The organism is Kitasatospora indigofera (assembly GCF_014655955.1).
Classification (GTDB): Bacteria; Actinomycetota; Actinomycetes; order Streptomycetales; family Streptomycetaceae; genus Kitasatospora; species Kitasatospora indigofera.
On sequence record NZ_BNBO01000009.1, the window covers coordinates 123,227 to 147,620 of the forward strand.

At 72.7% G+C, this 24,394-nt stretch carries 20 protein-coding genes; 9 read left to right on the top strand and 11 right to left on the bottom strand.

Annotated elements, in window-relative coordinates; translation table 11 throughout:
• Positions 1 to 63: 63 nt before the first annotated feature.
• A complete protein-coding gene (locus IE329_RS11450) occupies positions 64 to 1,716 on the bottom strand; it encodes an APC family permease (RefSeq protein WP_190210752.1) in 1,653 nt (550 codons plus the stop codon).
• A 475-nt stretch (positions 1,717 to 2,191) separates the two neighbouring features.
• Here IE329_RS11450 and IE329_RS11455 point away from each other — a divergent pair, with 475 nt between their 5' ends.
• The 6 genes from IE329_RS11455 to IE329_RS11480 are packed head-to-tail and all read left to right on the top strand — an operon-like array spanning position 2,192 to position 6,803.
• Positions 2,192 to 2,494, top strand: coding sequence for an urease subunit gamma (locus tag IE329_RS11455; protein WP_073927023.1), 303 nt, complete (start codon positions 2,192 to 2,194; stop codon positions 2,492 to 2,494).
• Between the two features lie 35 nt (positions 2,495 to 2,529).
• Entirely contained in the window at positions 2,530 to 2,838 is a 309-nt protein-coding gene (locus IE329_RS11460; RefSeq protein ID WP_190210753.1) for an urease subunit beta, read from the top strand.
• Positions 2,831 to 4,555: an urease subunit alpha gene (locus IE329_RS11465; protein WP_190210754.1), complete on the top strand. Its 1,725-nt coding sequence runs from the start codon at positions 2,831 to 2,833 to the stop codon at positions 4,553 to 4,555. Before IE329_RS11460 ends, IE329_RS11465 begins: the two co-directional genes overlap by 8 nt.
• A 13-nt stretch (positions 4,556 to 4,568) precedes the next feature.
• On the top strand, positions 4,569 to 5,234 hold the full coding sequence (locus tag IE329_RS11470) for an urease accessory protein UreF (RefSeq protein WP_190210755.1): 666 nt from the start codon (positions 4,569 to 4,571) through the stop codon (positions 5,232 to 5,234).
• Entirely contained in the window at positions 5,224 to 5,955 is a 732-nt protein-coding gene (gene ureG, locus IE329_RS11475; RefSeq protein ID WP_190210756.1) for an urease accessory protein UreG, read from the top strand. Before IE329_RS11470 ends, ureG begins: the two co-directional genes overlap by 11 nt.
• Complete coding sequence (locus IE329_RS11480; RefSeq protein ID WP_373311155.1) at positions 5,937 to 6,803, top strand: urease accessory protein UreD; 867 nt, start codon at positions 5,937 to 5,939, stop codon at positions 6,801 to 6,803. The genes ureG and IE329_RS11480 overlap by 19 nt, the downstream gene beginning before the upstream one ends.
• Positions 6,804 to 6,907: 104 nt before the next feature.
• Here the strand turns inward: IE329_RS11480 and IE329_RS11485 are convergent, their stop codons facing one another.
• Positions 6,908 to 7,624, bottom strand: coding sequence for an SRPBCC family protein (locus IE329_RS11485; protein WP_190210757.1), 717 nt, complete (start codon positions 7,622 to 7,624; stop codon positions 6,908 to 6,910).
• A gap of 338 nt (positions 7,625 to 7,962) precedes the next feature.
• On the opposite strand from IE329_RS11485, the gene IE329_RS11490 reads away from it, so the two are divergent.
• The gene (locus tag IE329_RS11490; protein ID WP_190210758.1) at positions 7,963 to 9,339 is read left to right on the top strand and encodes a DUF2254 domain-containing protein; all 1,377 of its coding nucleotides are present in this window, start codon (positions 7,963 to 7,965) and stop codon (positions 9,337 to 9,339) included.
• A 158-nt stretch (positions 9,340 to 9,497) separates the two neighbouring features.
• On the opposite strand, the gene IE329_RS11495 is transcribed toward IE329_RS11490, so the two are convergent.
• Positions 9,498 to 11,090, bottom strand: coding sequence for an MFS transporter (locus IE329_RS11495; protein WP_190210759.1), 1,593 nt, complete (start codon positions 11,088 to 11,090; stop codon positions 9,498 to 9,500).
• Between the two features lie 85 nt (positions 11,091 to 11,175).
• Between IE329_RS11495 and IE329_RS11500 the strand changes: the two genes are divergently transcribed.
• Positions 11,176 to 11,898 (top strand): TetR/AcrR family transcriptional regulator, encoded by a 723-nt coding sequence (locus tag IE329_RS11500; RefSeq protein WP_190210760.1) that lies wholly within the window; start codon positions 11,176 to 11,178, stop codon positions 11,896 to 11,898.
• Positions 11,899 to 11,988: 90 nt separating this feature from the next.
• Here IE329_RS11500 and IE329_RS11505 read toward each other — a convergent pair whose 3' ends face one another.
• The 5 genes from IE329_RS11505 to IE329_RS11525 all read right to left on the bottom strand — a co-directional run bounded on the left by IE329_RS11505 (position 11,989) and on the right by IE329_RS11525 (position 17,847).
• Entirely contained in the window at positions 11,989 to 13,218 is a 1,230-nt protein-coding gene (locus IE329_RS11505) for a serine hydrolase domain-containing protein (protein ID WP_190210761.1), read from the bottom strand.
• A gap of 264 nt (positions 13,219 to 13,482) precedes the next feature.
• On the bottom strand, positions 13,483 to 15,312 hold the full coding sequence (locus IE329_RS11510; RefSeq protein ID WP_190210762.1) for a flavin monoamine oxidase family protein: 1,830 nt from the start codon (positions 15,310 to 15,312) through the stop codon (positions 13,483 to 13,485).
• A 243-nt stretch (positions 15,313 to 15,555) separates the two neighbouring features.
• Positions 15,556 to 16,050 carry a GNAT family N-acetyltransferase gene (locus IE329_RS11515; protein ID WP_190210763.1) on the bottom strand — a complete coding sequence of 165 codons (495 nt, stop codon included), beginning with the start codon at positions 16,048 to 16,050 and terminating at the stop codon, positions 15,556 to 15,558.
• A gap of 147 nt (positions 16,051 to 16,197) precedes the next feature.
• Complete coding sequence (locus IE329_RS11520; protein ID WP_190210808.1) at positions 16,198 to 17,211, bottom strand: cytochrome c oxidase assembly protein; 1,014 nt, start codon at positions 17,209 to 17,211, stop codon at positions 16,198 to 16,200.
• Positions 17,212 to 17,439: 228 nt separating this feature from the next.
• Positions 17,440 to 17,847 (bottom strand): DUF3224 domain-containing protein, encoded by a 408-nt coding sequence (locus IE329_RS11525; RefSeq protein WP_190210764.1) that lies wholly within the window; start codon positions 17,845 to 17,847, stop codon positions 17,440 to 17,442.
• Positions 17,848 to 18,150: 303 nt separating this feature from the next.
• On the opposite strand from IE329_RS11525, the gene IE329_RS11530 reads away from it, so the two are divergent.
• Positions 18,151 to 18,534 (top strand): hypothetical protein, encoded by a 384-nt coding sequence (locus IE329_RS11530; RefSeq protein WP_190210765.1) that lies wholly within the window; start codon positions 18,151 to 18,153, stop codon positions 18,532 to 18,534.
• Between the two features lie 184 nt (positions 18,535 to 18,718).
• On the opposite strand, the gene IE329_RS11535 is transcribed toward IE329_RS11530, so the two are convergent.
• From IE329_RS11535 to IE329_RS11545, 3 genes are all read right to left on the bottom strand, one after another.
• Positions 18,719 to 19,066, bottom strand: coding sequence for a VOC family protein (locus tag IE329_RS11535; protein WP_190210766.1), 348 nt, complete (start codon positions 19,064 to 19,066; stop codon positions 18,719 to 18,721).
• Positions 19,067 to 19,281: 215 nt separating this feature from the next.
• The gene (locus IE329_RS11540; protein WP_229927361.1) at positions 19,282 to 20,124 is read right to left on the bottom strand and encodes an NAD(P)-dependent oxidoreductase; all 843 of its coding nucleotides are present in this window, start codon (positions 20,122 to 20,124) and stop codon (positions 19,282 to 19,284) included.
• A gap of 323 nt (positions 20,125 to 20,447) precedes the next feature.
• Complete coding sequence (locus tag IE329_RS11545) at positions 20,448 to 24,239, bottom strand: LamG-like jellyroll fold domain-containing protein (RefSeq protein ID WP_190210767.1); 3,792 nt, start codon at positions 24,237 to 24,239, stop codon at positions 20,448 to 20,450.
• Positions 24,240 to 24,394 lie beyond the last annotated feature (155 nt).

Genomic DNA, 24,394 nt, shown 5'->3' on the forward strand with positions numbered 1-24,394 from the left:
CCCGGGAACGGCGCGGGCCCACCGGAGTGATCCGGCAGGCCCGGCCGTCGGCGTGACCGGGCGTCAGTGCCCGCCCGCGTCCACCACCTCGATGTCCTCGACGTTCCGCTCGATCTCCTCGGCCGGCAGCGCGACGCGGATCGCCCAGAAGTAGACCGCGAGGGCGAAGGCGCTGACCACGGCCATGTCCCACCACATCGGCAGGTTGCCCCGGCCGTCGCCGAAGCCGCCCTGCCAGGAGATCACGCCCAGGCCGACCAGGTAGACCGGCAGCCACTGCGCGGCCCGCCAGTCCAGCCGCGGGGCGTTCGGCAGGCCCTTGCGGATCGCGTACGCGGCGTAGCTGCCGAGCAGTGCGTAGCCGAGCACGATCGCGATGCCGAGCCGCGACAGGGTGTGCCAGCCGGCCCAGTAGATGATCAGGCTGGCCACCACGAAGGCGAGCGGGGAGACCACCCCGCCGGCGGGCAGCCGGTAGGAGCGCTCACGGGCGGGCAGCCGGCGGCGCAGGGCGCCGAAGGCCAGCGGGGCACCGGCGTACATCAGCACGCTGGCGGAGGTGATGAAGCCGACCAGCTCCTGCCAGCTGGGGAAGGGCAGGAAGCAGACCACGCCGGTGACGAACGACAGGATCAGCCCGAACCACGGCACGCCGCGCCGGTCGAGGCGCTCGAAGGCCTGCGGCGCGTAGCCGTTCTTGCTCAGGCCGTAGGAGATCCGCGAGGTGGAGGTGGTGTAGATCAGGCCGGTGCCGCCGGGGGAGACGATGGCGTCGAAGTAGAGCACCCAGGCGAGCCAGCCGAGGCCGACCAGGGTGGCGAGTCCGGCGAACGGCCCCTCGATGCCGGGGAAGTCCAGCTTGTCCCAGCCGGCGGCGAAGGAGCTGACCGGCAGCGACCCGATGAAGACGACCTGCAGCAGGACGTAGATCAGGGTGCCGATGGCGACCGAGCCGAGCACGGCCCGCGGGATGTCGCGCTTGGGGTTGCGGCTCTCGCCGGAGATCTGGATGGCCTGCTCGAACCCGAGCAGCGCGAAGATGATGCCGCTGGAGCTGATCGCGCCGAGCACGCCCTTCATGCCGAACGGGGCGAAGCCGTGCGAGGTGAAGTTGCTGCCGTGGAAGTTGGTGACGGCGAGCACGAAGATCGTCAGCAGCGGTACGAAGATCTTCAGCCAGGTGGCGACGCTGTTGGTGTGGGCCAGCACCCGCACACCGAGGAAGTTGACCGCGACGAAGACGCCCATCAGCAGCACCGCGACGACGAAACCGCTGGTGGTGAGGGTGCCGTTGTCGTTCAGGAAGCTCTTGGCGAATTCCCAGTGGCCGGCGTAGCCGATCATGGCCTCGACCTCGATCGGCGCCACGGTGGCCGCCTGCAGCCAGGAGAACCAGCCGAAGGACATGCCCGCCAGGCCGCCGAAGGCGTAGTGCGGGTAGCGCGCGGTGCCGCCGGCCACCGGGAAGAGCCCGCCGAGCTCGGCGTGCACCAGGGCGAGGAGCACGATCGCGACCGCCCCGATGCCCCAGGAGATGAGCGCCGCCGGGCCGGCGACCACCACCGCGTTCTTGGCGCCGAACAACCAGCCGGAGCCGATGATCGAGCCGACCGAGGCCCACAGGAGGCCGATCAGGCCCACCTCGCGGCGGAGGGAGGACCCGGTGGGGGTGGGCGTGCCGGTACTCGGCGGGGAGAGCTGATCGAGGGATGCCATGCGTCGTCTCTCTGTTGGGTGGGAAGTCGGAGAGTGGCCACACCCTAGGTGTATTCATAGGACTATGCACAGATTCCATTACTGAATATTTACCTTTCACGAGGCACATTTCCGCAGGTAGGTGGCTGTGGCCGAGAGGGCTCATTACGTGACTCGTGAGTAGTTCCACGATTTGAGCGGGAATTGAGCTTTCATTTGGAGCCGTGGCATTGTGGATGTCCGGACGAGTTATAGAAATTGCGCCGCGCGCATACCGATGCCAGACGTGTACGGCCAGCCCCCTGACCCGGGGGCCGTTCGTCCGCTACGGTGTCCGACACAGATCAACCTCCCGCGTGCGGGCCGGAGGGCGGTCGCGCCGGGCACCGCTGCCCGCGCATCCCCACCCACCCTCCGCATCCCGCCCGCGCGCCCGAGGCCGCCGCGGCACAGCGCTGTGTCCGCGCCCTCTGAACTCCCCCCGAGGTGCGCGCAGATGAGACTCACCCCGCACGAGCAGGAGCGCCTGCTCATCCACGTCGCTGCCGATGTGGCCCGCTCCCGGCGCGCCCGCGGCCTGCGGCTCAACCACCCCGAGGCGGTCGCGCTGATCACCTCGCACGTGCTGGAGGGCGCCCGGGACGGCCGGACCGTCGCCGAGCTGATGGAGTCCGGCCGGCAGGTGCTGGCCCGCGCCGACGTGATGGACGGCATCCCCGAGATGATCCCGGACGTCCAGGTCGAGGCGACCTTCCCCGACGGCACCAAGCTGGTCACCGTCCACGGGCCGATCCGGTGACGGCCGGCTCAGGTCCCGTCCCCGGCTCAGGTCCGGTGCCCGGTGAAGTGCTGTACGGCGAGGGCGAGATCGGCCTCAACGCCGGCCTGCCCGTCACCCGGCTGGTCGCCGTGAACACCGCCGACCGGCCGGTCCAGGTCGGCTCGCACTACCACTTCGCCGAGGCCAACCCCGGGCTGGAGTTCGACCGGCCGGCCGCGCACGGCCGGCGGCTGAACATCCCGGCCGGCACCGCCGTCCGCTTCGAGCCGGGCATCCCGGTCGAGATCGAACTCGTCCCGATCGGCGGCCGGCGCGAGGTCGCCGGGCTGCGCGGCGAGACCGGAGGGCCGCTCGATGCCTGAACCGTACGCGCTGCACGTCGGCCGGGCCCGCTACGCCGACCTCTACGGGCCGACCGCCGGGGACCGGATCCGGCTCGGCGACACCAACCTGCTGATCGAGGTCGAGGAGGACCGCGCCGGCGGCGGCGACGAGGCGGTCTTCGGCGGCGGCAAGGTGATCCGCGAGTCGATGGGCCAGGCCCGCACCAGCCGGGCCGAGGGCGCCCCCGACACCGTGATCACCGGCGCCGTGGTGCTCGACCACTGGGGCGTCGTCAAGGCCGACATCGGCATCCGGGACGGCCGGATCACCGCCCTCGGCAAGGCCGGCAACCCGGAGACCATGGACGGTGTCCATCCGGACCTGGTGATCGGCCCGGAGACCGAGGTGATCTCCGGCAACGGCCGGATCCTGACGGCCGGTGCCATCGACGCCCACGTCCACTTCATCTGCCCCCAACTCGCCGACGAGGCGCTCTCCTCGGGCATCACCACGCTGATCGGCGGCGGCACCGGCCCGGCCGAGGGCACCAAGGCGACCACCATCACCCCCGGCGGCTGGCACCTGGCCCGGATGTTCGCCTCGATGGACGACCTGCCGCTCAACATCGGGCTGCTCGGCAAGGGCAACACCGTCAACACCGTCTCGATGCACGACCAACTGCGGGCCGGCGCCCTCGGGTTCAAGATCCACGAGGACTGGGGCGCCACCCCCGCCGCGATCGACGCCTGCCTGCGGGTCTGCGAGCAGAGCGGTGCCCAACTCGCGATCCACACCGACACCTTGAACGAGGCCGGGTTCGTCGCCGACACCCTCGCCGCGATCGCCGGCCGGGGCATCCACGCGTACCACACCGAAGGTGCCGGCGGCGGCCACGCACCCGACATCATCACCGTGGTCTCCGAGCTCAACGTCCTGCCGAGCTCCACCAACCCGACCCGGCCGCACACCGTCAACACCGTCGACGAGCACCTCGACATGCTGATGGTCTGCCACCACCTCAACCCGCACGTCCCCGAGGACCTCGCCTTCGCCGAGTCCCGGATCCGCCCCTCCACCATCGCCGCCGAGGACGTGCTGCACGACCTCGGCGCGATCTCCATCATCAGCTCCGACTCGCAGGCGATGGGCCGGATCGGCGAGGTGGTGATGCGCACCTGGCAGACCGCGCACGTGATGAAGGCCCGACGCGGCGCCCTGCCCGGCGACGGGCGGGCCGACAACCTGCGGGCCCGGCGCTACGTCGCCAAGTACACCATCAACCCGGCGGTGGCCCAGGGGCTGGACCACCTGATCGGCTCGGTGGAGCCCGGCAAGCTCGCCGACCTGGTGCTCTGGACGCCGGCCTTCTTCGGGGTCAAGCCCGACCTGGTGGTGAAGGGCGGACAGATCGCCTGGGCCCAGATGGGGGACGCCAACGCCTCCATCCCCACCCCCCAACCGGTGCTGCCCCGGCCGATGTTCGGCGCCAAGGGGCGGGCGCCCGCGCTCAACTCCGTCAACTTCACCGCCCAGGCCGCCCTCGACGACGGCCTCCCCGAACGCCTCGGCCTCGGCAAGGAGTTCACCGCGATCCGGAACACCCGAGGGGTCACCAAGGACCACATGGTCAACAACACAACCCGCCCGGAGGTCAGAGTCGACCCCGACACCTTCACGGTCACCGTGGACGGCGAGGTCATCACCCCCGCACCCGCCACCGAACTACCGCTCGCCCAGCGGTACTTCCTGTTCTGAAGGGCCCCCTCCGATGAGCCTCGCAGCACTGCTGCTGCTGTCGGACGGCCGCTTCCCGGCCGGCGGCCACGCGCACTCCGGCGGAGCCGAGGCGGCCGTCAAGGCCGGCCGGGTCCACGACAGCGCCAGCATGGCGGCCTTCCTCACCGGCCGCCTGCACACCAGCGGCCTCACCGCGGCCGGCCTGGCCGCGGCGGCCGCCGCCGGGCAGGGCCACGCCGAACTCGACGAGGCCGCCGACGCCCGCACCCCGGCACCCGCCCTGCGGGCCACCAGCCGTCGCCTGGGCCGCCAGCTCCTGCGGGCCGCCCGGGCGGCCTGGCCGCACCCCGACCTCGACCGGCTGGCCGCCGGGCACCCGCGCGGCGCCCACCAGCCGGTCGTCCTCGGCGTCGCCGCCCGTGCCGCGGGCCTCACCCCCGGCGGCGCGGCGGCCGTCGCCGCCTACGAGAGCGTCAACGGCCCCGCCACCGCCTGCGTCCGGCTGCTCGGTCTCGACCCGTACGAGGTCGCCGCCGCCCTCGCCCGGCTCGGCCCGCAGCTCGACGCCGTCGCGGCGGCGGCCGTCGAGGCCGCGAGCCATCACGACGTCGACCGGCTGCCCGCCGCCTCCGCCCCCCTGCTCGACCTGTACGCCGAGCAGCACCACTCCTGGAAGGTCCGGCTCTTTGCATCGTGACCACGTCGACCACGTCGACGCCCCCACCCGGCACACCTTCACCGAACCCGGCGGCGGCAGCGTCGTGCACGCGCCCCGCGGCCCGGCCGCCCCGCGCCCGGGCGCCCGGCGCGCGCTGCGGATCGGCCTCGGCGGCCCGGTCGGCTCCGGCAAGACCGCCACCGTCGCCGCGCTCTGCCGGGCCCTGCGCGAGGAGTTCTCGCTGGCGGTCGTCACCAACGACATCTACACCACCGAGGACGCCGAGTTCCTGCTCCGGAACGCCGTCCTGCCGCCCGAGCGGATCACCGCGGTCGAGACCGGCTGCTGCCCGCACACCGCCATCCGGGACGACATCTCCGCCAACCTGGAGGCCGTCGAGGAGCTGGAGGACGCCCTCGGCCCGCTCGACCTGGTGCTGGTCGAATCCGGCGGCGACAACCTCACCGCCACCTTCAGCCGGGGCCTGGTCGACCACCAGATCTTCGTCATCGACGTCTCCGGCGGCGACAAGATCCCGCGCAAGGGCGGGCCGGGCGTCATCAGCTCGGACCTGCTCGTGATCAACAAGACCGACCTCGCACCGCTGGTCGGCGCCGACCTCGGGGTGATGGCCCGGGACGCCAAGGCCCAGCGCGGCGAACTGCCCACCGTGTTCTGCGCGCTCACCGCGCCCGACGGGGTCGCCCCCGTTGCCGGGTGGGTCCGGGCCCGGCTGGCCGAGTGGGCCGCCTCCAGGTGACCGCCACCGCCGCACCTGCACCGGCCGCCGCCACCCCTGCACCGGCTGTCAGTCCTGCACCGGCCACGGCCGGACCCGCCGCCGCCACCCCTGCACCGGCCACGGCCGCGCCCGCCGCCGTCACCGCGCGGGCCCGGATCACCGCCGGACCGGACGGCCGGGGCGGCACCGACCTGCCCGTGCTGGCCGGGGCCGGGCCCCTCGCCCCGCGCCGCAGCCGGGACACCGGCCCGGCCGCGCACGTGGTGCTGGTCGGCTCGATGGCAGCCCCGCTCGGCGGCGACCGGCTCGCGGTGACGGTCGACGTGCAGGCCGGCGCCGCCCTGCTGGTCACCAGCGCGGCGGCCACCATCAGCCTGCCGGGGCCAGGACCCGCCCACTACGAGGTCGACCTGACGGTGGGGGAGGGGGCCCGGTTGGACTGGCTGCCCGAACAGGTCGTGGCCGCCACCGGGAGCCACCTCGTCCTGCACACCCGGATCACCCTGGCGCCGGGCGCCCGGCTGCGCTACCGCGAGGAGCAGGTCCTCGGCCGGCACCACGACTGGGCCCGCGGCCGGCCGCCCGGACGCCTCACCTCCCGCCTGACCGTCCGCCGGGGCGGCCGGCTGCTGCTCGACCAGCAGACCGACCTGGGCCCCGGCGCCCCCGGGTGGGACGGCCCCGCCGTCCTCGCCGGGCACCGGACGGCCGGGCAACTGCTGCTGGTCGGGCCCGGGAGCGCGTCGGGCCCGGCCCCCGCCCCGACGGACGGCGCCGCCCTGCTCGCCCTCCCGGGGGCGGACGCGACGCTGCTCACCGCCGTGGCCCCGGACGCGCTGGCGCTGCGCCGGGCGCTGGGCGGGTAGCCCGGTAGCCCGGTAGCGGGGTAGTCGGGCAGTCGGGTGGGTGGCCGGCCGATCGGGCGGGCGGAGCGGTTCAGGTCCGCCCGATGTGGGCGATGGCCGGGGGACTATCCCGCGTACAGGCCGTCCAGCCAGGACTGCCAGGCCTGCCCGGCCTTCGCCCGGTCGGCGCCCTCGCCGAACAGGTGCAGGGCGACGCCGACCGGGGCGCCGAAGGCGTTCCGGCCGAAGAAGCGGTAGAGCCCGTCGTGCGAGCGCAGCCCCAGGAACTGCGGGGTGCGGTAGTCCACCTCGGCGTCCAGCACGCCGATCTCCGGCAGGTCCACACTCAGCCGGTCGCCCACCCGGACCTCCTGGTCGAGGTGCAGCTCGTCCAGCAGCAGCGCGAACCCGTCGGCGCCGGCCGAGGCCGGCGGCCCCTGGACGTCGGCGAACACCGCCGGGCGTCCGGCGAAGTGACGCAGGTACTGCCCCAGGGTGTGCAGGTAGAAGTCGGTGTGCTGGGCGCAGCTGTCGTACTCGGTGTCGTAGTCCTCGGCGAAGACACCGCCGTGGGTGTACCGCAGCCGGGCGCTGCCCTCGCCGCGCGGCTCGATCCGGTACTCCAGGGCGTTGAACCAGCCGCCCTCGCCCTCGGTGCGGACCGCGAAGCGGCCCGGCGGCTCCCAGGCCGTCACCCCGGGGGCCTGCGGCCCGGGGAGTGCGCCCGCCTCGTCCGCCACGGGGAAGAGCCAGCCGTCGGTGCCGGTCGTGACCGCTTCGAAGACCTGCTCCGGCGTCGCCGGCAGCACGACCTCGCGCCGGATCTCGAATTCCCTGGCCATGCCCACTCCTCGCTCCCCGCGGGGCCCGTGCGGCCCGGCGGGTGGTGACCGGCGGCTGCCTGCCGCCGGTCTCCATTCTCCCGGGAGCGGGGGCGGCCGCCGCCCGGCGGCGTCCGGCGACGCCCTCGGCCGCGGTGCCGGTGCCGGTGCCGGTGCCGGCAGCCGGGACCCGCCCTCCCGCGTCGTCCTGCGCCCGCCCGCGTCGTCCTCCCGCCACCTCCCGAGCCGTCCCGCATCGTCCCGAGCCGTCCCGAGCCGTCCCCTGCCGTCCCCTGCCGTCCGCGTGCCGTCCGCGTGCCGTGCCGGGCGAACGTCGTCCGGGCTCCTAACCTGGGCCGATGAGCGACCGCAGGCCCAGCGACCGTGATCCGAGCCCAGGCGCCCCGGGCGGGCACCGGCCCGGCCGGCTCAGGCTGCGCCGGGGCGGGCCGCGCTACCGGCCGCTGTCACCGCTGCGCGACCACCTGCGCGAGTCCTTCTGGTTCGCCCCGCTGCTCACCTGTGCCGGCGCCGTCCTGCTGGCCGGGCTGACCGCCTGGGCGGACGAGGCCGTCGTCGCCGCCACGATCGCCGAGAGCGGCTCGGCGAGCGAGCTGATGCGTTTCGACACCGCCGCCAAGAGCGTGGTGTCCAGCGTCAGTTCGGCCATGCTCACGTTCATCGGCGTGGTCTTCTCGATCTCGCTGGTCGCGCTCCAGATGGCCGCCAGCCAGTTCAGCCCGCGGGTGCTGCGGCTCTACGTCCGCAGCCGGCTGACCAAGGCGACCTTCTCGGTCTGCCTGGCCACCTTCCTGTACGCGCTGCTGGTGCAGCTGAGCTACGACGACGAGACCGATCCGCTCCAGGTCACCTCGGTGCCGGTGTTCTCCGGGCTGATGGCGACGCTGCTGGTCGTCCTCAGCCTGGCACTGTTCGTGCTCTACGTGCAGTCGATGATGCGGCTGCTGAGGGTGCCGCACGTGATCGACCGGGTGGCGACGGAGTCGGTGGCCGTCATCGGGCACTACCGGCTGGTGCCGCCGGACGGCGAGCCGCCGGCCGAGGCGGCGGACGCGCTGACGCTGCTCCACGACGGCCGTTCGGGTGCGCTGCGCGACATCAACATCCGCCGGCTGGTCCGCCTCGCGCGCAGGCACGACCTGGTGTTCCACATGGTGCCGAGGATCGGGGACTTCATCACCCCGGGCACCCCGATCGTCCGGGTCTCCGGCGGCTCCCCGCCCCGCCCGTGGCGGATCGCCTCGGCGCTGAACGTCGGCGTCGAGCGGACGATGCACCAGGACCTCGCCTTCGGGTTCCGGCAGCTGGTGGACATCGCGATCCGGGCGCTGTCGCCGGCCGTCAACGACCCGACCACCGCCGTGCAGGCCGTCGACCGGATCCACCAGCTGCTCGGCATGCTCGTCCGGGAGAGCTTCGGTGACCTCCAGTTCCGCGACCGGCACGGGGTGGTGCGGCTGGTCCTGCCGGTGCCCGACTGGGAGTGCGTGGTGGACCTCGCGTTCACCGAGATCCGGATCTGCGGGGCCGGTCAGCCCCAGGTGACGCGCCGGCTGACGGCCGCGCTGGACGATCTGCTGCGGATCACCCCGGTCGGCCGCCGAGCGCAACTGCAGTCCCAGCGAAGCCTGTTGGAGCGGGCGGTGGAGGAACACGTGGTCGATCCGGCGAACCGGGCCTTCGCCCTCGCCCCGGACCGGCAGGGCATCGGCTGACCGCGCCGACGCCCTGCCCGCGCCGATGCGCTGACCGCGTAGAGGTCCTGCCCGTGCCGATGCCCTGCCGGTCCGGGCTGGTCGGTCCTGGCCCACCGGCCGGCCCGGTGCCGGGCAATGGTGCGTTGCACCGGTGCCCGGCCCCGGGCCCGGGCGGGTCAGCCCCGGGCGCCGGCCGGGGTCCTGTCCGCCCCGACGACCGCGGGCTGACCCAGGTCCGGCCGGTCGTCCGCCGACGGGGCGGCCGGGGCCGTCCGGGCGAAGCCGAGCAGGGCGGTGACGGCCCCGGCCAGCGTGATCGCCGCGCAGATCCAGGTACCGCTGTGCATCGCGGTGGTGAACGCCTGGTCGGCGGCGGAGAGCAGTCGCCCGGCCGCCTCGGCGGGCAGGTGGGCGGCGACGAGGTGCGCGGAGGTCAGGTCGTCCGTGGCCGGCGCCGGCGCGCCCGGCAGGGCTGCCTCCAGGTGGTCCCGGTAGGAGGCCGAGACGACCGTGCCGACGACCGCGATGCCCAGCACGCCGCCGAGTTCGCGCACCACGCTGTTGATCGAGCCGGCCGTCGGCGCCTTCTCCCGGGGCAGCGAGCTGACCGTCGCGGCGCTGGCCGGTGCCATGATCAGGCCCATCCCGGCGCCCACCACGGCCATCGCGGCGGCGATCACGAGGTACGGCGTGCCGGTGCTCACCAGGGACACCCCGGCCAGGCCGAGCGACATCAGGGCGAGACCGCCGGCGATGGTGTGGCGGGTGCCCAGCCGGGCGGCCGTCCGGGCGCTGGTCGCCGCGGTGGCCGCCATCGCCAGGGCGAACGGCACCGCGCCGAGACCCGCCTTCAACGGGCTGTAACCGTGGACCAGTTGCAGGTACTGGGTGAAGACGAAGAGCAGTCCGAACAGGGCGAAGAAGGTGACCGCGAGCAGGACCCCGGCCAGGCTGAAGGTCCGGATCGCGAAGACCCTGATGTCGACCATCGGCTCGGCGGTCCGCAGCTCCCAGCCGGCGAAGGCGGCCAGCAGGACGACGGCGGCCCCGGCCTCGGCCAGCGACCAGGTGGAGAGCCAGCCGCGTTCGGGCCCCTGGACGATCACGTCGACCAGTGCGGCCAGCCCGCTCGCCGAGAGCAGCAGGCCGGGGAGGTCCAGCCGGCCCCCCGGCCGGCCGGGCATCGGGGGGAGCAGGACCAGGACGGCGCCCAGGGCGACCGCGACCAGGGGGACGTTGATCCAGAAGACGCTGCTCCAGGAGAAGTGCTCCAGCAGCAGGCCGCCCGCGATCGGGCCGATCACGATGCCCAGCCCCGCGGTGGCGGACCAGAGGGCGATCGCCTTGGGGCGCTCCCGGGGGCCGAACAGCGTCACGATGGTGGACAGGGTGGCCGGCATGACGAAGGCCGCCCCCAGGCCCATCACCGCGCGCAGGCCGATGAGCTGGCCCGGCGAGCCGGCCGTCGCGGCGACCGCGGATCCGACCGCGAAGACGGTCAGTCCGCCCGCCAGGGCGAGGCGTTGGCCCATCCGCGCGCCGAGGCTGCCGGCGGTGATCAGCATCGCGGCGAACACCAGGGTGTAGGCGTTGTTGATCCACTGCAGGTCGGCGGTGGAGGCCGGGAGCGCGGTGGCGAGCGCGGGCAGTGCGGTGTTGAGCACCGTGTTGTCGATGGTGACCACCACGAGCGAGGTGCAGAGGGCCGCCAGGGCGGCCCAGCGTCGTGGATGGCCCTGGTCCGGGTCGGTGGTGCCGGCAGAACCCATGCTTTCCTCACCCCTGTAACCTTACGTGCGTAAGCTTGCGGAGGGAAAGCTACTCCATTCGGCTAACAGGTGTAAAGTTGCCGCCATGCCCAAGCAGCCCGCGGTTCCCGCACCCGCCCCCGGCCTGGGCGAACAGGCGCCGACGCGGCACCGCAACCGGCGCGGCGAAGGGCCCCGGCTCCGCGAGGAGATCGTCCGGGCGGCGACCGCGATCATCGTCCGCAGTGGCTCCGACCAGGCCGTCACCCTGCGCTCGGTGGCCCGCGAGGTCGGCATCGCGGCCCCCTCGATCTACGCCCACTTCGCCGACCGGGACGCCATCGTCGACGCCGTCGTCGTCGAGTCGCTCACCCAGCTGCGCGAGAGCGTCCTCAGCGCCTCCGACGGCTACCAGGACCCGGTCGAGGCCCTGCTCGCCGGCTGCGCCGCCTACGTCGAGTTCGGCACCCGCGAACCCGCCCGCTACCGCCTGCTGTTCGGCTCCCCGCGGCCCAAGCAGGAGGAGACCCCCTGCGACCCGGAGGGCTTCGCCGGCATCGGCGGCCCCGAGGCGGACGGCGCGGACGGGGCGAGCCCGGGGGCCTCGCACGGACTGCTCGCGTTCCAGACCCTGGTCGACAGCCTGGAGGCCTGCGCCCGCGCGGGGCGGTCGGCCGGCGACGACCCCTTCGGTGACGCCGTCGCGCTCTGGACGGCCCTGCACGGCCAGGTCACCCTGCGGGCCGGCCTGCCGAACTTCCCCTGGCCGCCCACCGACACCGTGGAGCAACTGGTGCTCCGCCTCGGGCGGATCACGCCGGAGCCCTGATCCGGCCGACGGGACGGACACCGGGACGGATGCCGGGTCGGGAGCCGCGCCCGGAGGCCCGGCCGACCGCCGGCGCCGCCGGACGGGCGGTCAGCCGGCCTGCGCGGCACCCCCGGCCGGGGCCGGCGGGCAGAGGGACTTCACCAGCAGGCCGAGCACCGCGCGCTGCTGCTCGGCGCCCTTGGCACGGTCGAACGGGTTGTAGGACAGGGCGATCTGCCGTCCGCCGTCCTGGCTGCCGACCAGCGCCGCCTGGAACCCCTCGACGCTGCCGGTGTGGCCGAACAGGGGCCCGCAGGGGGAGTCCATCCGCTGCAGGCCCAAGCCGTAGCCGACGCCCGGGCGGACCTCCACCGTCCGCTGCATCTCCGCGAGTTCGGCCGGGCGGAGCAGCCGGCCGCCGAGCAGCGCGGCGAGGAAGCGGTCCAGGTCGGCGGTGGTGGAGATGCCCGAGCCGGCGGCCGAGCCGCCCGACGCGTTCTGCAGGGTGACGTCCACCGGGCCGGTGGACAGGCTGAAGTAGCCGTGCGCGTGCGGCTCGGGGACGAAGGGCGAGCTGCGCGGGAACGAGGTGCGGGTGAGGCCCAGCGGGAGCAGGATCCGCCGCCGCACCTCCTCCTCCCAGCTGCGGCCGGTCAGCCGCTCGACGACCATCCCGGCCAGCACGTAGTTGGTGTTGGAGTAGCTCCAGCCCGAGCCCGGCGGGAACAGCACCGGGTGCGCCGTCGCGATGTCGACCAGCTGCCGGGGCCGGTACGTCGCCCAGCGGCCGGTGCCGACCCAGCGCAGGATGTCCGCCTCGTCCTCCAGCTCGAACTGCGGGTCGTCGGTGTAGTCCGGTATCCCGCTGGTGTGGTTGAGGAGTTGGCGGAGCGTGATGCCGGACCCGCCGGGGACGGTGCCCGGCAGCAGGTGCTCCACGGTGTCGTCCAGCCGTAGGCGGCCCTCGCCGGCCAGTTGCAGGACGACGGTCGCGACGAAGGTCTTGGTGATGCTGCCGATCCGGAAGTAGCCGTCCGCGCGCACCGGGGCGCGGGTGGCCAGGTCCGCGGTGCCGGCCGTGCCGCGCCAGGTCGTCCGGGCCCCTTCGCGGACCTCGGCCAGGGCCGCGGTGGAGCCGCCGGCCGCCACGACGTCCGCCAGCGCCTGCTGCAGGGCCGCCCCGTCGGCGCGCGCCGCCGTCGGCCCGGGGGCCGTACCGGGCGCCGTCGCCGCGCCGGCCGTCGGTGCGGTGGCGGCCAGCAGGGCCCCCGCCAGCACGCCGGTGGCCAGCCGGAGCCCGGTCCGGCCCGTGGGCGACAGGAACTGATGAACCGTCATGACACAACCTCCCGCTGGTCCCGGGCGCCCTGCCCGGCAGAGGAGACTCTTCCAGCCGGCCCGGCCGGGCACCTCCCGCCCGCGATGGGTCCCCGCTCCCTCCCGGGAGGGAACGCGAGCGCCCCGGAGCGTGCGGCGCCGAAGCGTGGGCGGGTGCCGGAGCGCGGCCCGGGCCGCACCCTCGGGCCGGGCCGCGCTCCGGGCCGGGCCGCCACCCCGGCGGGGGCGGCGCCCCGGCCCGGGCGCCCGGGAGGATGCCGCGGGTCAGCGCGGGTGGACCTCCAGGAAGGTGCGGACGGCGGACTCCAGCGCCCCCTCGATCCAGGCCGGCTTCAGGCTGGTGTGCTCACCCGCGAAGTGCACCCGGCCCTCCACCGTCCGGCTGGCGGGGTGCAGTTCGTGCAGCTGGCCGGGCGTGAAGATGACCGCCTCGCCGAGCGCGTAACGGGCCCGCGCCCAGGACTGGGTGGCGCCGACCCCGGTGAACTCGCTCCGGACGACCGGGCCGAACATCCGCTCCATGTCGTCGAGCGCGAAGGCGTACCGCTCGCCGGGGGTGAGCGAGTCCCAGCGCATCGCGTCGTCCGACCAGCTGTAGGAGGCCAGCACCACGCCGCCCGCCGACCCCTCGGGGGAGTGCGAGGGGAAGTAGGTGAACCGGCTCGCGCTGTCCGAGACGCAGCCGCCGCCGGTGAAGCCGTTCGGCCCCTGCTCCCAGAACCGGGTCTTGAACTCCAGCAGCACCTTCGTCGCCGAGTCGTAGTGCAACTCGTTGACGGCCCGGCGCTTCGGGTACGACATCAGCGGCTCGACCGAGCAGAAGCGCAGCGCGCTGAACGGGATGGTGACGATCGCGTAGTCGCCCTCGAAGGACTCGGTGGGGGCGACCGGCGCGCCGTCGAAGGACTCCTCGGCGCCGCTCTCCGCGGTGGTGTCGATCCGCACGCCGGTGTCGGTCTGGACGAGCCGGGTCATCCGGCGGCCCATCCGGATGTCGTTGCGCAGCGGCGCGGCCATCGCCTCGGTCAGCTGGTCGGTGCCGCCCTCCAGCTCCCAGTAGCGGTTGGTGGGCTTGATCGCCGCGTGGTCGATGAGGGTCGGGATGAGCGAGTAGTGCAGCCGGGAGGTGAGGTTCTCCAGGGTGCCGGCCGCCTGGATCTGCGCCAGGTCCCAGCCCGCCTCCTCCACCAGGTAGCGGTGGGTGGAGTGGTCGTCGTACTTCTGGAAGATCGTGGCCCAGGCGTCGATCTGCTCGTTGATGTCGGCCTCGGGGGACACCGTGACGGGCTTCAGCGCCTCGGTGACGGCGTCCGACATCGTCCGGCCGCCCGAGTTCACGCCGAAGGTCTTGTGCAGCTTGTCCGGCGCGTCGGCGTAGGCGTTCCGGCTGGTGGTCATCCCGTTCACCCGGATCAGCCGCTTGCCGTCCAGCTTCGGCGCCTTGAAGGTGAAGTCGTCCGGGCGGTTCGACCAGGTCTCCCCGGTGAAGGAGCGGTACACCACCGGTGGCACCGTGCCGGTGGGCTCGGCGCCGGGCGCGACGTCGGCGTTGTAGAACAGCCGGCGCTTGAGCCCGAGCTTGTCGGCCAGCGCGCGGACCAGCGGGTGGAAGTCGGGCAGCCGCATCGCGCCGGCCTCCGCGTACAGCGCCTTGTCCTGGAAGGTGCGGAAGGTCTTCACCCGGCCGCCGACCCGGCTGGCGTTGGCCTCGATGATCACCACCTCGTGCCCGGCCTGCTTGAGCAGGCTCGCGGCGGCCAGCCCGGCCACGCCGGCCCCGACGATCAGGACCTTCTTCTGCCGGGCGCGCGCCGGGAGCCGGCCGTCGATCAGGATCCGCAGGTACTGCAGCGTGAGGTCCTCGCCGTTCTCCCCGACCAGCAGCATCTTGCGGGCGAGGTCGCGGCTCAGGTCCGGGTCGATGCCGCGGCCCTTGGGCGCCGTGCGGGGCGCTCCCACGGCCGGGCCGCCGGTCAGGGCGACGCCGCCGGCGACGGCGGCCGCCGCCGCGGCGGACCCGAGGAAGGTACGACGGAAGAGTCCTGGGGACCCGGTCCGTGCGGAAGCGGTCGAATTGGCACGCGGGTTGGGCATCGATGCTCCTGAAACAGAATTCGCATACGTCGGACCCAACGCCAACTGGAGCGAGTTGATCAGGGGCACGCGCCGACCTGCGGGTTCACCCGGCCGAGTGAGCGCCGGGGTCACCGTGGACGGACAGGTGAACGGTCAGGACCGCAGGGGGGACGAGCCGGACGAGAACCCGCCGGACGAACCCGCCGGGCAGTTCGCCGGCCGGGTGTCCCACCGTCCGGGGGCCCTGTCCGTCCGGACGGCTCAGCCGAGTGCGGGCAGGGCGATCCAGTCCGCCCAGGAGATGTCCCGGCCGATGTACCGCGGGCTCTTCAGCGGCCAGCGGGCGGCGATCCAGGCCGGGACGAACGCGTCCAGGGCCGCCTCCACCTCACCGCCGGCCAGCTCGTCCACCACCCACCAGCAGATCTCGCCGTCGGCGCCGGGCTTCTCCGGCGGGTCGATGTACACGCAGCCCAGCAGCGCGGACTCGGCGGTGTCGAACAGCGCGTAGTTGAAGGACTGGTGGGCCGCGATCTCGACCGCGTGCCGGGCGAGGTCCGCGCGGTCGGCCTCGAAGCTCATGGTGGCCGCCGGCCACCCCCAGGCCTCGCCGTACAGCGCCCACAGCCGCTCGCGCGAGCCCATGACGGCGGGGTAGTCGAGGTCGACGTCCGACTCCCTGATCGGACGCAGGTGGTGTCCGGGGAGGACCTCGGCGTGGACGGGATGGACGAAATCTTCAGGCAGCCAGCTCATCCCCCGGACGCTACACACCCGCGGCGGCGGTACCCAGCGAATATTCGGGCGGCCCCGGACGCGCGAGAGCCCCCGCCGCGGGGGCGGGGGCTCTCGGCCGGTCCGGTGCTCCGGTTCGCTCCGGCTACTCGGCCGTTCCGTCCCCGGTCATTCGGTGACCGGTGCCGGGGTGACCGGCCCGGCCGGGGAGGCCGCCTGGGCACCGGCGGCCTCGGGCCGGCGGCCGCGCCGGTCCAGCGAGGCGAGGTAGTCGTTGTAGGCGTTCAGCTCGGCGTCGCCGTTGCGCTCCTCGGCCCGGTCGCGCCGGCGGGCCTGGCGCTCCTCGGACTTCATCCACTGGAAGACCAGCGCGATCAGCACGATCGCGGTCGGGATCTCACCGAACGCCCAGGTGATCCCGCCGGCGAGCTTCTGGTCCTCCAGCAGGTCGGTGCCGGGCGGGGCACCGGCCGCGGTGAAGGTGGTCACCAGCGGGTGGCTCGCCATCATCACCGCCACGCCGAAGAAGGCGTGGAACGGCATGCCCATGAACAGCTCGATGATCCGCAGCACGTGGCCCGGCCGGTGCGGCCCCGGGTCCGCGCCCATGATCGGCCAGAAGAAGAGCAGCCCGGCCGCCAGGAAGTGCGCCATCATCGCGATGTGCCCGAGGCGGTACTGCATCAGGAAGTCGAACAGCGGGGTGAAGTAGAGGCCGTAGAGGCTGGCGATGAACAGCGGGATGGTGAAGGCGGGGTGCGAGACCACCTTGACGTACCGGCTGTGCAGCAGTGCGACCAGCAGCTCGCGCGGCCCGCGCGGGCGGCCCTTCCCGGCCGGGCGCAGGGCGCGCAGGGCGAGCGTGATCGGGGCGCCGAGCAGCAGCAGGATCGGGACCAGCATGGAGAGCACCATGTGCTGGATCATGTGCGCGCTGAACAGCACCATGCCGTAGTCGTTCAGGCCGGTGCAGGTCACCAGGACGACCCCGCCGACCCCGGCCAGCCAGCCGACGCTGCGGCCGACCGGCCAGCGGTCCCCGCGCCGGAGCAGCCGGACCACGCCCGCGGCGTACAGGGCGACGCCGGTCAGCGCGGCGATCAGGAACACCCGGTCGGGGGACCAGGTGAGCGCCGAGGAGAGCGAGAAGGGATCCAGCACCCCCATGCCCCCGTGGTGCATCCCTGCCATTCCGTCGTCGCCCATCGGCGGGTCCTGCTTTCCTTCGACGCGGCCCGCACGGGTCCGGTTCGTCCGTTTTGCTTCGGCATACAGCCTAGGCGTGGCTTACACCCGGCCCGCACCCGCCCCCGGTACGGCGTGCCGGGTGGCGCACGGAGCGGCGGACGGACCGGGCGGGCGGCCGGTGGAGCGCGGGCCGTCCCGCCCCGCGGACCGCGCGCCGCCGGCTCAGCCGATCTCGTAGTCGAACCAGATCCGGTGGGTGCCGTCGGCGTCGACCGTCAGCCCGCCGCCGCCGGTGATCCCGGCCAGCTCGCCGGTGCCGCTGGAGGGCACGAGGACGAAGAACTCGTTGCTGCGGTCGGTGCCGCCGGTGGTGGCCGAATGGGCGAAGTTGAAGGCGCCGTGCCGGCCGTTCAGCGAGCCCTCGAAGGACTCCATGGCCAGGTAGGTGCCCACTCCGGTCGCCTGGTCGAAGGCGGCGGTGAACAGCGTCGCCGACCGGCCGTCGACCTCGCCCTCGAACTGCTTCTCCATCGTCGCCACCCCCACCGGCACACCGGTGGGCAGGGCGGGGGAGGGCACCAGCTCGGTCGGGACGAAGCTCTTCACGCTGAACGTTCCTGAGGCTCTCATGGCGCCGATCGTACGGTCGGGGTCCGACAGCCGGGGCGGTCGCCGGACGCCGGGCGTGCCGCTGCACCGGTGCCGCTCCACCGGTGCGTTCGATCCGGGCCGCTCGGCAGGAGACGGCGCTGCCGGGCCGGCGCGTCCGGCCCCGGGCCCGGCCGTCCGGATGCGGGCACCGGCGGTGGGGTGCGAGGCTCGGTCGGGGCGGCCGGTGCCGGCCGGGGCCGACGGCTCCCATCCACGCCGGGGAGCCGCTCCGAACAGACGGTGGCCGGTCCGCGGCCGACCAGCCGGAGCCCGGGAGGCCCCATGAACCGTTCGCTGCTGCGACTCACCGGCGCCGCCACCGCCGTCTACGGCCTCGCCGTGACGCGCCGGCCCGCTCTGCTGGCGAGGCCGTCCGGACTGACCGGCCCGGACGGCGAGGTGCCTGCGGCGGTGGCCGCCTGCGTCCGGCCGCTGGCGTTCCGGGACGCGGCCTGCGGCCTCGCGATGCTGCTGGCCCCCGACGACCGCAGCCTGCGCACCGCGACCCTGATCCGGATCGCCTCCGACTTCGGCGACGCGGCCCTGCTCGCCACCGCCCTGCCCCGCCGCCGGCACCGGGCGATGGCCGTCGTGGTGTCGGTCGGCTGGGGCGCACTGTCCGTCGCCGGCCTGCTGCGGCCGGACGACCCCGCCGACCCGTCGTAGCGGCCCGGGCCCACGGCGCCGGGCCGGGACGACGCCCGGGCCGGGCCTCCGGCCCGACCGGGTGCGGCCCCGGCGGGCCTCTCCGGCCGGCTCTTCGGTCCCCGTCGGGCTCAGGCCGCCCCGGGCGCCGGTACGAGGACGTTGTCGCCGGCGCCGGCCTCCCCGGGGCCTGCCGAGGGTGCGGTCAGCGGTGGCCCAGTACGTTGATCACCAGCCCGTTGGGGTCCCGGACGAAGAAGCGGCGCACTCCCCATTCCTCGTCCTGCAAGGGGTGGACGATCTCCGCGCCGCTCTCCCGGACGGCCGCGTAGGCCGCGTCCACGTCGTCCACCTCGACGCTCATGTCGGGCGTGACCGGTGCGGTCCGGTCGCCGGCCATGAAGCTGATCTGCGCCGTCGGACTGGACGGGGAGGCCAGCGTCATGATCCAGCCGTGATTCATGACCTCCTCGAATCCGAGCAGGCCGTAGAACTCCCGGCTCTCCTGCACAGCCTCCGACTGGACATTGGGTACCACGCGACGAACGGTCATCGATCAATTCGACCACCGTTCCCGGCCGGGTGTACAGGTCTGCATGTCCCGTCCGGGGGTCGAGTCGCCCGGCCAACCGGCCACCCGGCCACCCGGCCTCTTCGGTCGGCACCTCGACCGCGATGTCCTGGACCTCCCCGCCCCGGGTGAGGCGCTGCGCGGGCTGTCCGGCCGGGGTGGGACCTCGTGGCAGGCCGCCCTGCCAGGCTCTTCGGTCAGGTGTCCGTCCTGGGGACGAGGGTGTTCTCGTTGGTGCGGCCGGCTTCGAAGTCGTGGATGTTGCGGGCGGTGGCGTCGATGATCTGGCCGACGGCGGTGCGGGTGAAGTACGCCTGGTGGGAGGTGACCAGGACCTGGGGGAAGGTCATCAGCCGGGCCAGGACGTCGTCGTCGATGCCCTCCACCGAGCGGTCGAAGAAGAAGACGCCGGTCTCCTCCTCGTAGACGTCCAGGCCGACCCCGGACAGGCGCCCGGAGCGCAGGGTCTCGACCAGGGCGGCGGTGTCGACGAGGCCGCCGCGGCTGGAGTTGACCAGGATGGCGTCGTCCTTCATGACGGCGAGGGCGTCGGCGTCGATCAGGTGGTGGGTGGCGGGGAGCAGCGGTACGTGCAGGCTGATCAGGTCGCTGCGGGAGAGCAGTTCCTCGCGCTCGACGTACTGCATGCCGAGTTCCAGGCAGTGCGGATTGGGGGCGATGTCCCAGCCGAGCAGGGTGGTGCCGAAGCCGTGGGCGATCCGGGCGAAGCATTCGCCGATCTTGCCGGTGCCGACCACACCGACGGTCATGCCGTGGATGTCACGGCCCATCAGCCCGTCGAGGCGGAAGTCGAACTCGCGGGAGCGGTTGGCGGCGCGGGTGAGGCGGCGGTTCACGGCCAGCGCGAGGGCCCACGCGTGTTCGGCGACGGCGATCGGTGCGGTGTTGACGTTGGCGGCCAGGACCTGGACCTGGAGCGCCAGATCGTCGAGCACCACGAACCAATCGATCGAGTCCTTCGTGTTCTGTCCGTCCTTGCACTCGAACTCTGGGTGGACGGTCGTTCCCTCGATGTTCACTGCCGGCCTCCGACCAGACAGGCCTGCGGTGCCGGTCACACTCAGAGATCGCTTGGAGGATAGGGTTGCGGCGAGCCTGCCCACAAGCGTCCTCTGCGCCTTCTTCTCCTGGCTCAGCAAGCATGACGGATCCGCCGGTGAGACCGGGGGGAACCTGTGGCTGTTCCTTTCAATTGCGGACCGTTGTGCCCTAGTGAGACAGCGGTTCCTGCGGAGGCCTGGGATTGGGCGTGGTGGCCCAGGGGCGGGCTTTAACGGCAGGGGGGCGGCGACGATGTCGCCGGCCCCCCTGGGTCAGGTGTCAGTGGGTGTTTCGGTGGGGGTCAGTTGCCTGCCATGACGGATGCCACTTGCTGGCTGGTGAGGGTGTAGGGGTAGAGGCGTACGTCGCTGATGGACCCGTTGGTCTGGTTGCTGAGGGGGTAGCCGGTGGCGGCCGAGGCTCCGATGATGACGGGCCCGGTGGTCTTCCATGGGCTCTGGTTGGTGGTGGTGCCCACTGCTGTGCCGTTGACGTAGAGCGTCATGGCTTTGGTGTCGGCGTTGTAGGTGCCCACCAGGTGGGCCCAGGTGCCGGTTGCGGCCGGTGTGGGGGCGTAGGCGGCGTAGTAGGTGCCGGTGTTGGCGTCGTCGCTGCCGGCGGCGAGGAAGGCCCAGGTGCCGTAGGACATGGAGTACTGCAGGTAGAACGGACTGCGCTGGTTGCCCGCGAGGCAGACGGCCGTCTGCCAGTCGGTGGTCTTGTTGACCTTCATCCAGGCAGCGACCGAGTAGCTCTTGGTGGTGTCCAGACCCGGGTTCACACCCTGGAGGTAGTTGGTGGCGTTGAAGACGGCTGCGCCGTTGGCGGTGCCGTTGTGGTCGGTGCCCCAGCTGTAGGCGTTGTAGTTGGTGAGGTTGTTGGTGTTGGTTGTGTCGTTGACGGTGCCCTTGAGCTTCCAGCGCAGCGGGTTGATCGCTGTGCTGCTGATGGAGTCGGGGCCGGTGGCCCAGGTGTAGCCAGGGTCGGTACTGGTGCCGGTGGGCTGACCGGTCCAGATCTGCACATCGCCGGCGAGAGTGACGCCCCACAAGGTCGCGTGGCCGCTGCCGGTAAGGTCACCGTCGGAGCCCACGTAGCGCCAGCGTGCGTAGGTGACCCCGAATTCGACGATCACGGTGTTGGTGGCAATGCCAGTGATGTTGGTGGTGGTACCGACGACGTGTCCGAAACTGTCAGTGACCTCTGTCGTCCCGAGGTTGAAGGTGTAGCCGCGCACCTCGCCGCTGCCGCGGCTGCGAGCCCAGAGGCCGGGGTGGCCCTGCCCCGCCCAGTCGCCCGGGGAGAGGAGGTCACGATCCTTCCAGCCTGTGGCTTCCAGCTTGATGGGAGTTCCGAAGGTGGAGTTGCTGATAGTCGGGTAGTACCACAGCGCGGCGTCACTGCCGGAGGCGGTGGTTTCGATGGTGAACAGGCCGGTGCGGTTCTGGAACTGCTTCGCAGTGTTGAGGTTGCTCGTGACGGGGTCGCCCACGGCGGCGATCTGCGTAGTGGTTGACCAGTCGGAAGCGTAGCCAGCGCAGTTGGGGGTACCGGTATCGCATTGCGGCCGGTCAAGCTCGACGGCTGCGTCGAAGGCGCCGGGGATGCCGGTGTTACCGGGGTTTTGGTAGAGATACAGGTACAGGTCACCGTCCTTGTGCGCGATCAGGTCGTCGACGTTCATGCCGCCGCGCAGGCTGCCACGGTGGGTGGTCTTGACATCGACCCACGACGCGCCGTCTGGGGCGTTGGCATTCGGGGCGGCCAGGAGGGTTGCGGGGGCCAGGGCAAGGGGGTTTCCGGGGACGGTGTAGGCGCGCAGGTTGCCGCTCGCGTCTGGGGTGACGATGTCGGGTGCGCTGTCACCGGTCACGTCGCCGAAGACCGGCGCCGGGCCGTCGGGGTTCCACGGCGCGTAGAACGCGTACGGGGCGATGGGCGAGACGTTGCTGGCATTGTCCGCGGCCTGGACGTAGAGGATGTTGGTGCCCCAGTGACTGGCGATGATGTTGGGGATCTGCCCGCTGGGCATCGCTGCGCCGCACTGCCATTGCGCGCCCGCGAGTTGCGGGTCCCATCCCCAGCGCAGGCAGGCCAGGCCGGAGGTGGCGAGGCCGCTGGGGTTCGGGTCGGTCGTGATGATGGGGACGGCACCGCTGTGGCCGGCGTAGATCTTGGGGATCTGTCCGTTGCCGGAAGGCGGGAACTGCGTGTTCGTGTCGCTGACGGTGGCGGGGAAGGCCACGGTGGGCGGGGTCAGGTCGACGGCGAAGTGGCAGGTCGGCGTGGCAGCCGACCAGGGGGCGAGCTGGTCGGTGGCCATGATGCCGTAGCCGTAGCCGTGCCCGTCCTTGATCACGCCTGGGGGCAGGGTGTAAGAGGCAGTGCTCCCGCTGGCAACGAGGGCCGAAAAGTCGGAAGCCACGTCGGGGGCGCCGGGAAGGTTGTAGTCCCAGATGTGGGACCACGACCAGAGCTGGGCCTGGGAAGGGCTCGACACGGTGGCGTTCAGGCTCACGGCGCCGGCCTGCTGGGTACCCGCACCCAGCCAGGACCAGGGACTCGAGTCGTTGCAGGCCTGGTTGACCTGCCAGGGGCTCAGCGTGGTCGGCGCCGGGGAGGTCCCGGGGTTGGCCGGTACGTTGGGCGTACGGTCGTACTCGACGTAGAGCGAAGGCTGGTAGGTGAAACGCTTGAAGGCGTTCGCATTGCTCTCGTCACCCTCCAGGCTGAAGGTGAGGGTGTCGTGATCACCACCGTACTGCTGGAGGGTACTCGTCACCGTGTAGCTGAAGGGGACGTTGTTGTAGCAACCGTTGCGCCCTGAGCCGCCCACCGTCTGGCGCCCGAGGGAGCCGCCGACGTGCCCCGGCTGGTTGCTCCAGGTCGTGGCGTTGCTGATGGCCCCGGAGAGGTAGAGGTCGAGGGGGTAGGGAGTGGAGCAGTTCCAGTCCGCCGAGAGGTACTCCTCCATGTTGATCGTGGCGTAGCTGAAGACCGCCCCGTGCAGCGGGCTCGTGTCGAACTGGTAGTAGGTGCGCTGTTTGTCGGCCGGTGAGCAGCTGCCGCCGTTGGCGTAGTAGCCGCAGACGCCGACGCCGGGGTGGGCGGTGTCGCCGCCGGTGCGTCCCCAGTTGGAGGTACCCGGGTAGGCGGACTGGACCCAGGTCCAGGCGTTGGCGGAGGTGCTCCAGGGAATCCAGGCTGGGTCGATGAAGTACGGGGCTGTGCCGTGGGCCAGGAGGTCCTGGTCGGGGGTGAGGCTGATGCCGTGGGCGTCCGTTGCGACGGGCATGGTCGCGGTCTTGGAGGCAGCACCGGGACCGTTGGTGGTCCCGGCCGTCGGTGCCTTGTCGGTGGCCGGATCGGCCGGGGTGCCGGATGCGGCGGCCGCGGCCGCCGCCGTGCCCTTGGCCTGGGCGGGGGCGGCGGGGGTCGTGCTGTCCCACATCCGGGGGGTGGGGGCGATCCAGCGGGGCTTGCCGTCGGATGCGGTGGCAGTGATGTTGCCCGAGCTGTCGCTGGTGACCTGGACACCGTCGGTCGTGGTGTCGAAGTGCAGGTTCTTCAGCAGGGGGTTCGCGGCTGCCGCTTGGGTGTTGACGACCAGCACGGTGGTCAGGCCGCCGAGCTTGGTGGAGGTGACCTTCAGGTCGATGTCGGGTGCGACGGACGGGTAGAGGAGGCTGTCGCCGCTCGCTGTGGGGGTGGGCAGCTTGAAGGGTGCCTTGAGGGCGAGCTTCTTGCCGTCCGAGCTGGTCATCGTCGCCAGCGGACCGTCGCCCCCGGTGGAGAGCACGAGGTTGGTGGCCGAGGACTTGGGCGAGAAGGTCCCGTCGGGATTGGCGACGAGGGTGGCGTCCAGTGGCGACCAGGATCCGGCGCGCTTGACGCGTTGCTGGTCGGGGTGGCCGGTCAGGCCGAGGTGGCCCGCGGGGGTGGCTACCGTCTCGCTGAACTCCGTGGTCAGGGAGTTGATCGTGACCGGCTTGCCGCTGGCTTTCGCCTGCGCGATGGCCTGGCCCACCTCGTCGGTCGGTGGCCGTTCCTGCTGGCGTTGGGCGTCGGCGGCGGCGACGGTGCTCGGTGACAAGCCGCTGGGCTGGGTGTCGGCAGCGGCTGCCGGGCCGGCGAGCGACACGGTGGCCGCAAGGGCCGTGGCTGCTGTGAGTGTGCGGTAGCGCGCACCGGGATGGCGACGGCTTCTGGTCAAGTGGATTTCCCTAAGAGACGTGGAGATTCCTCCGT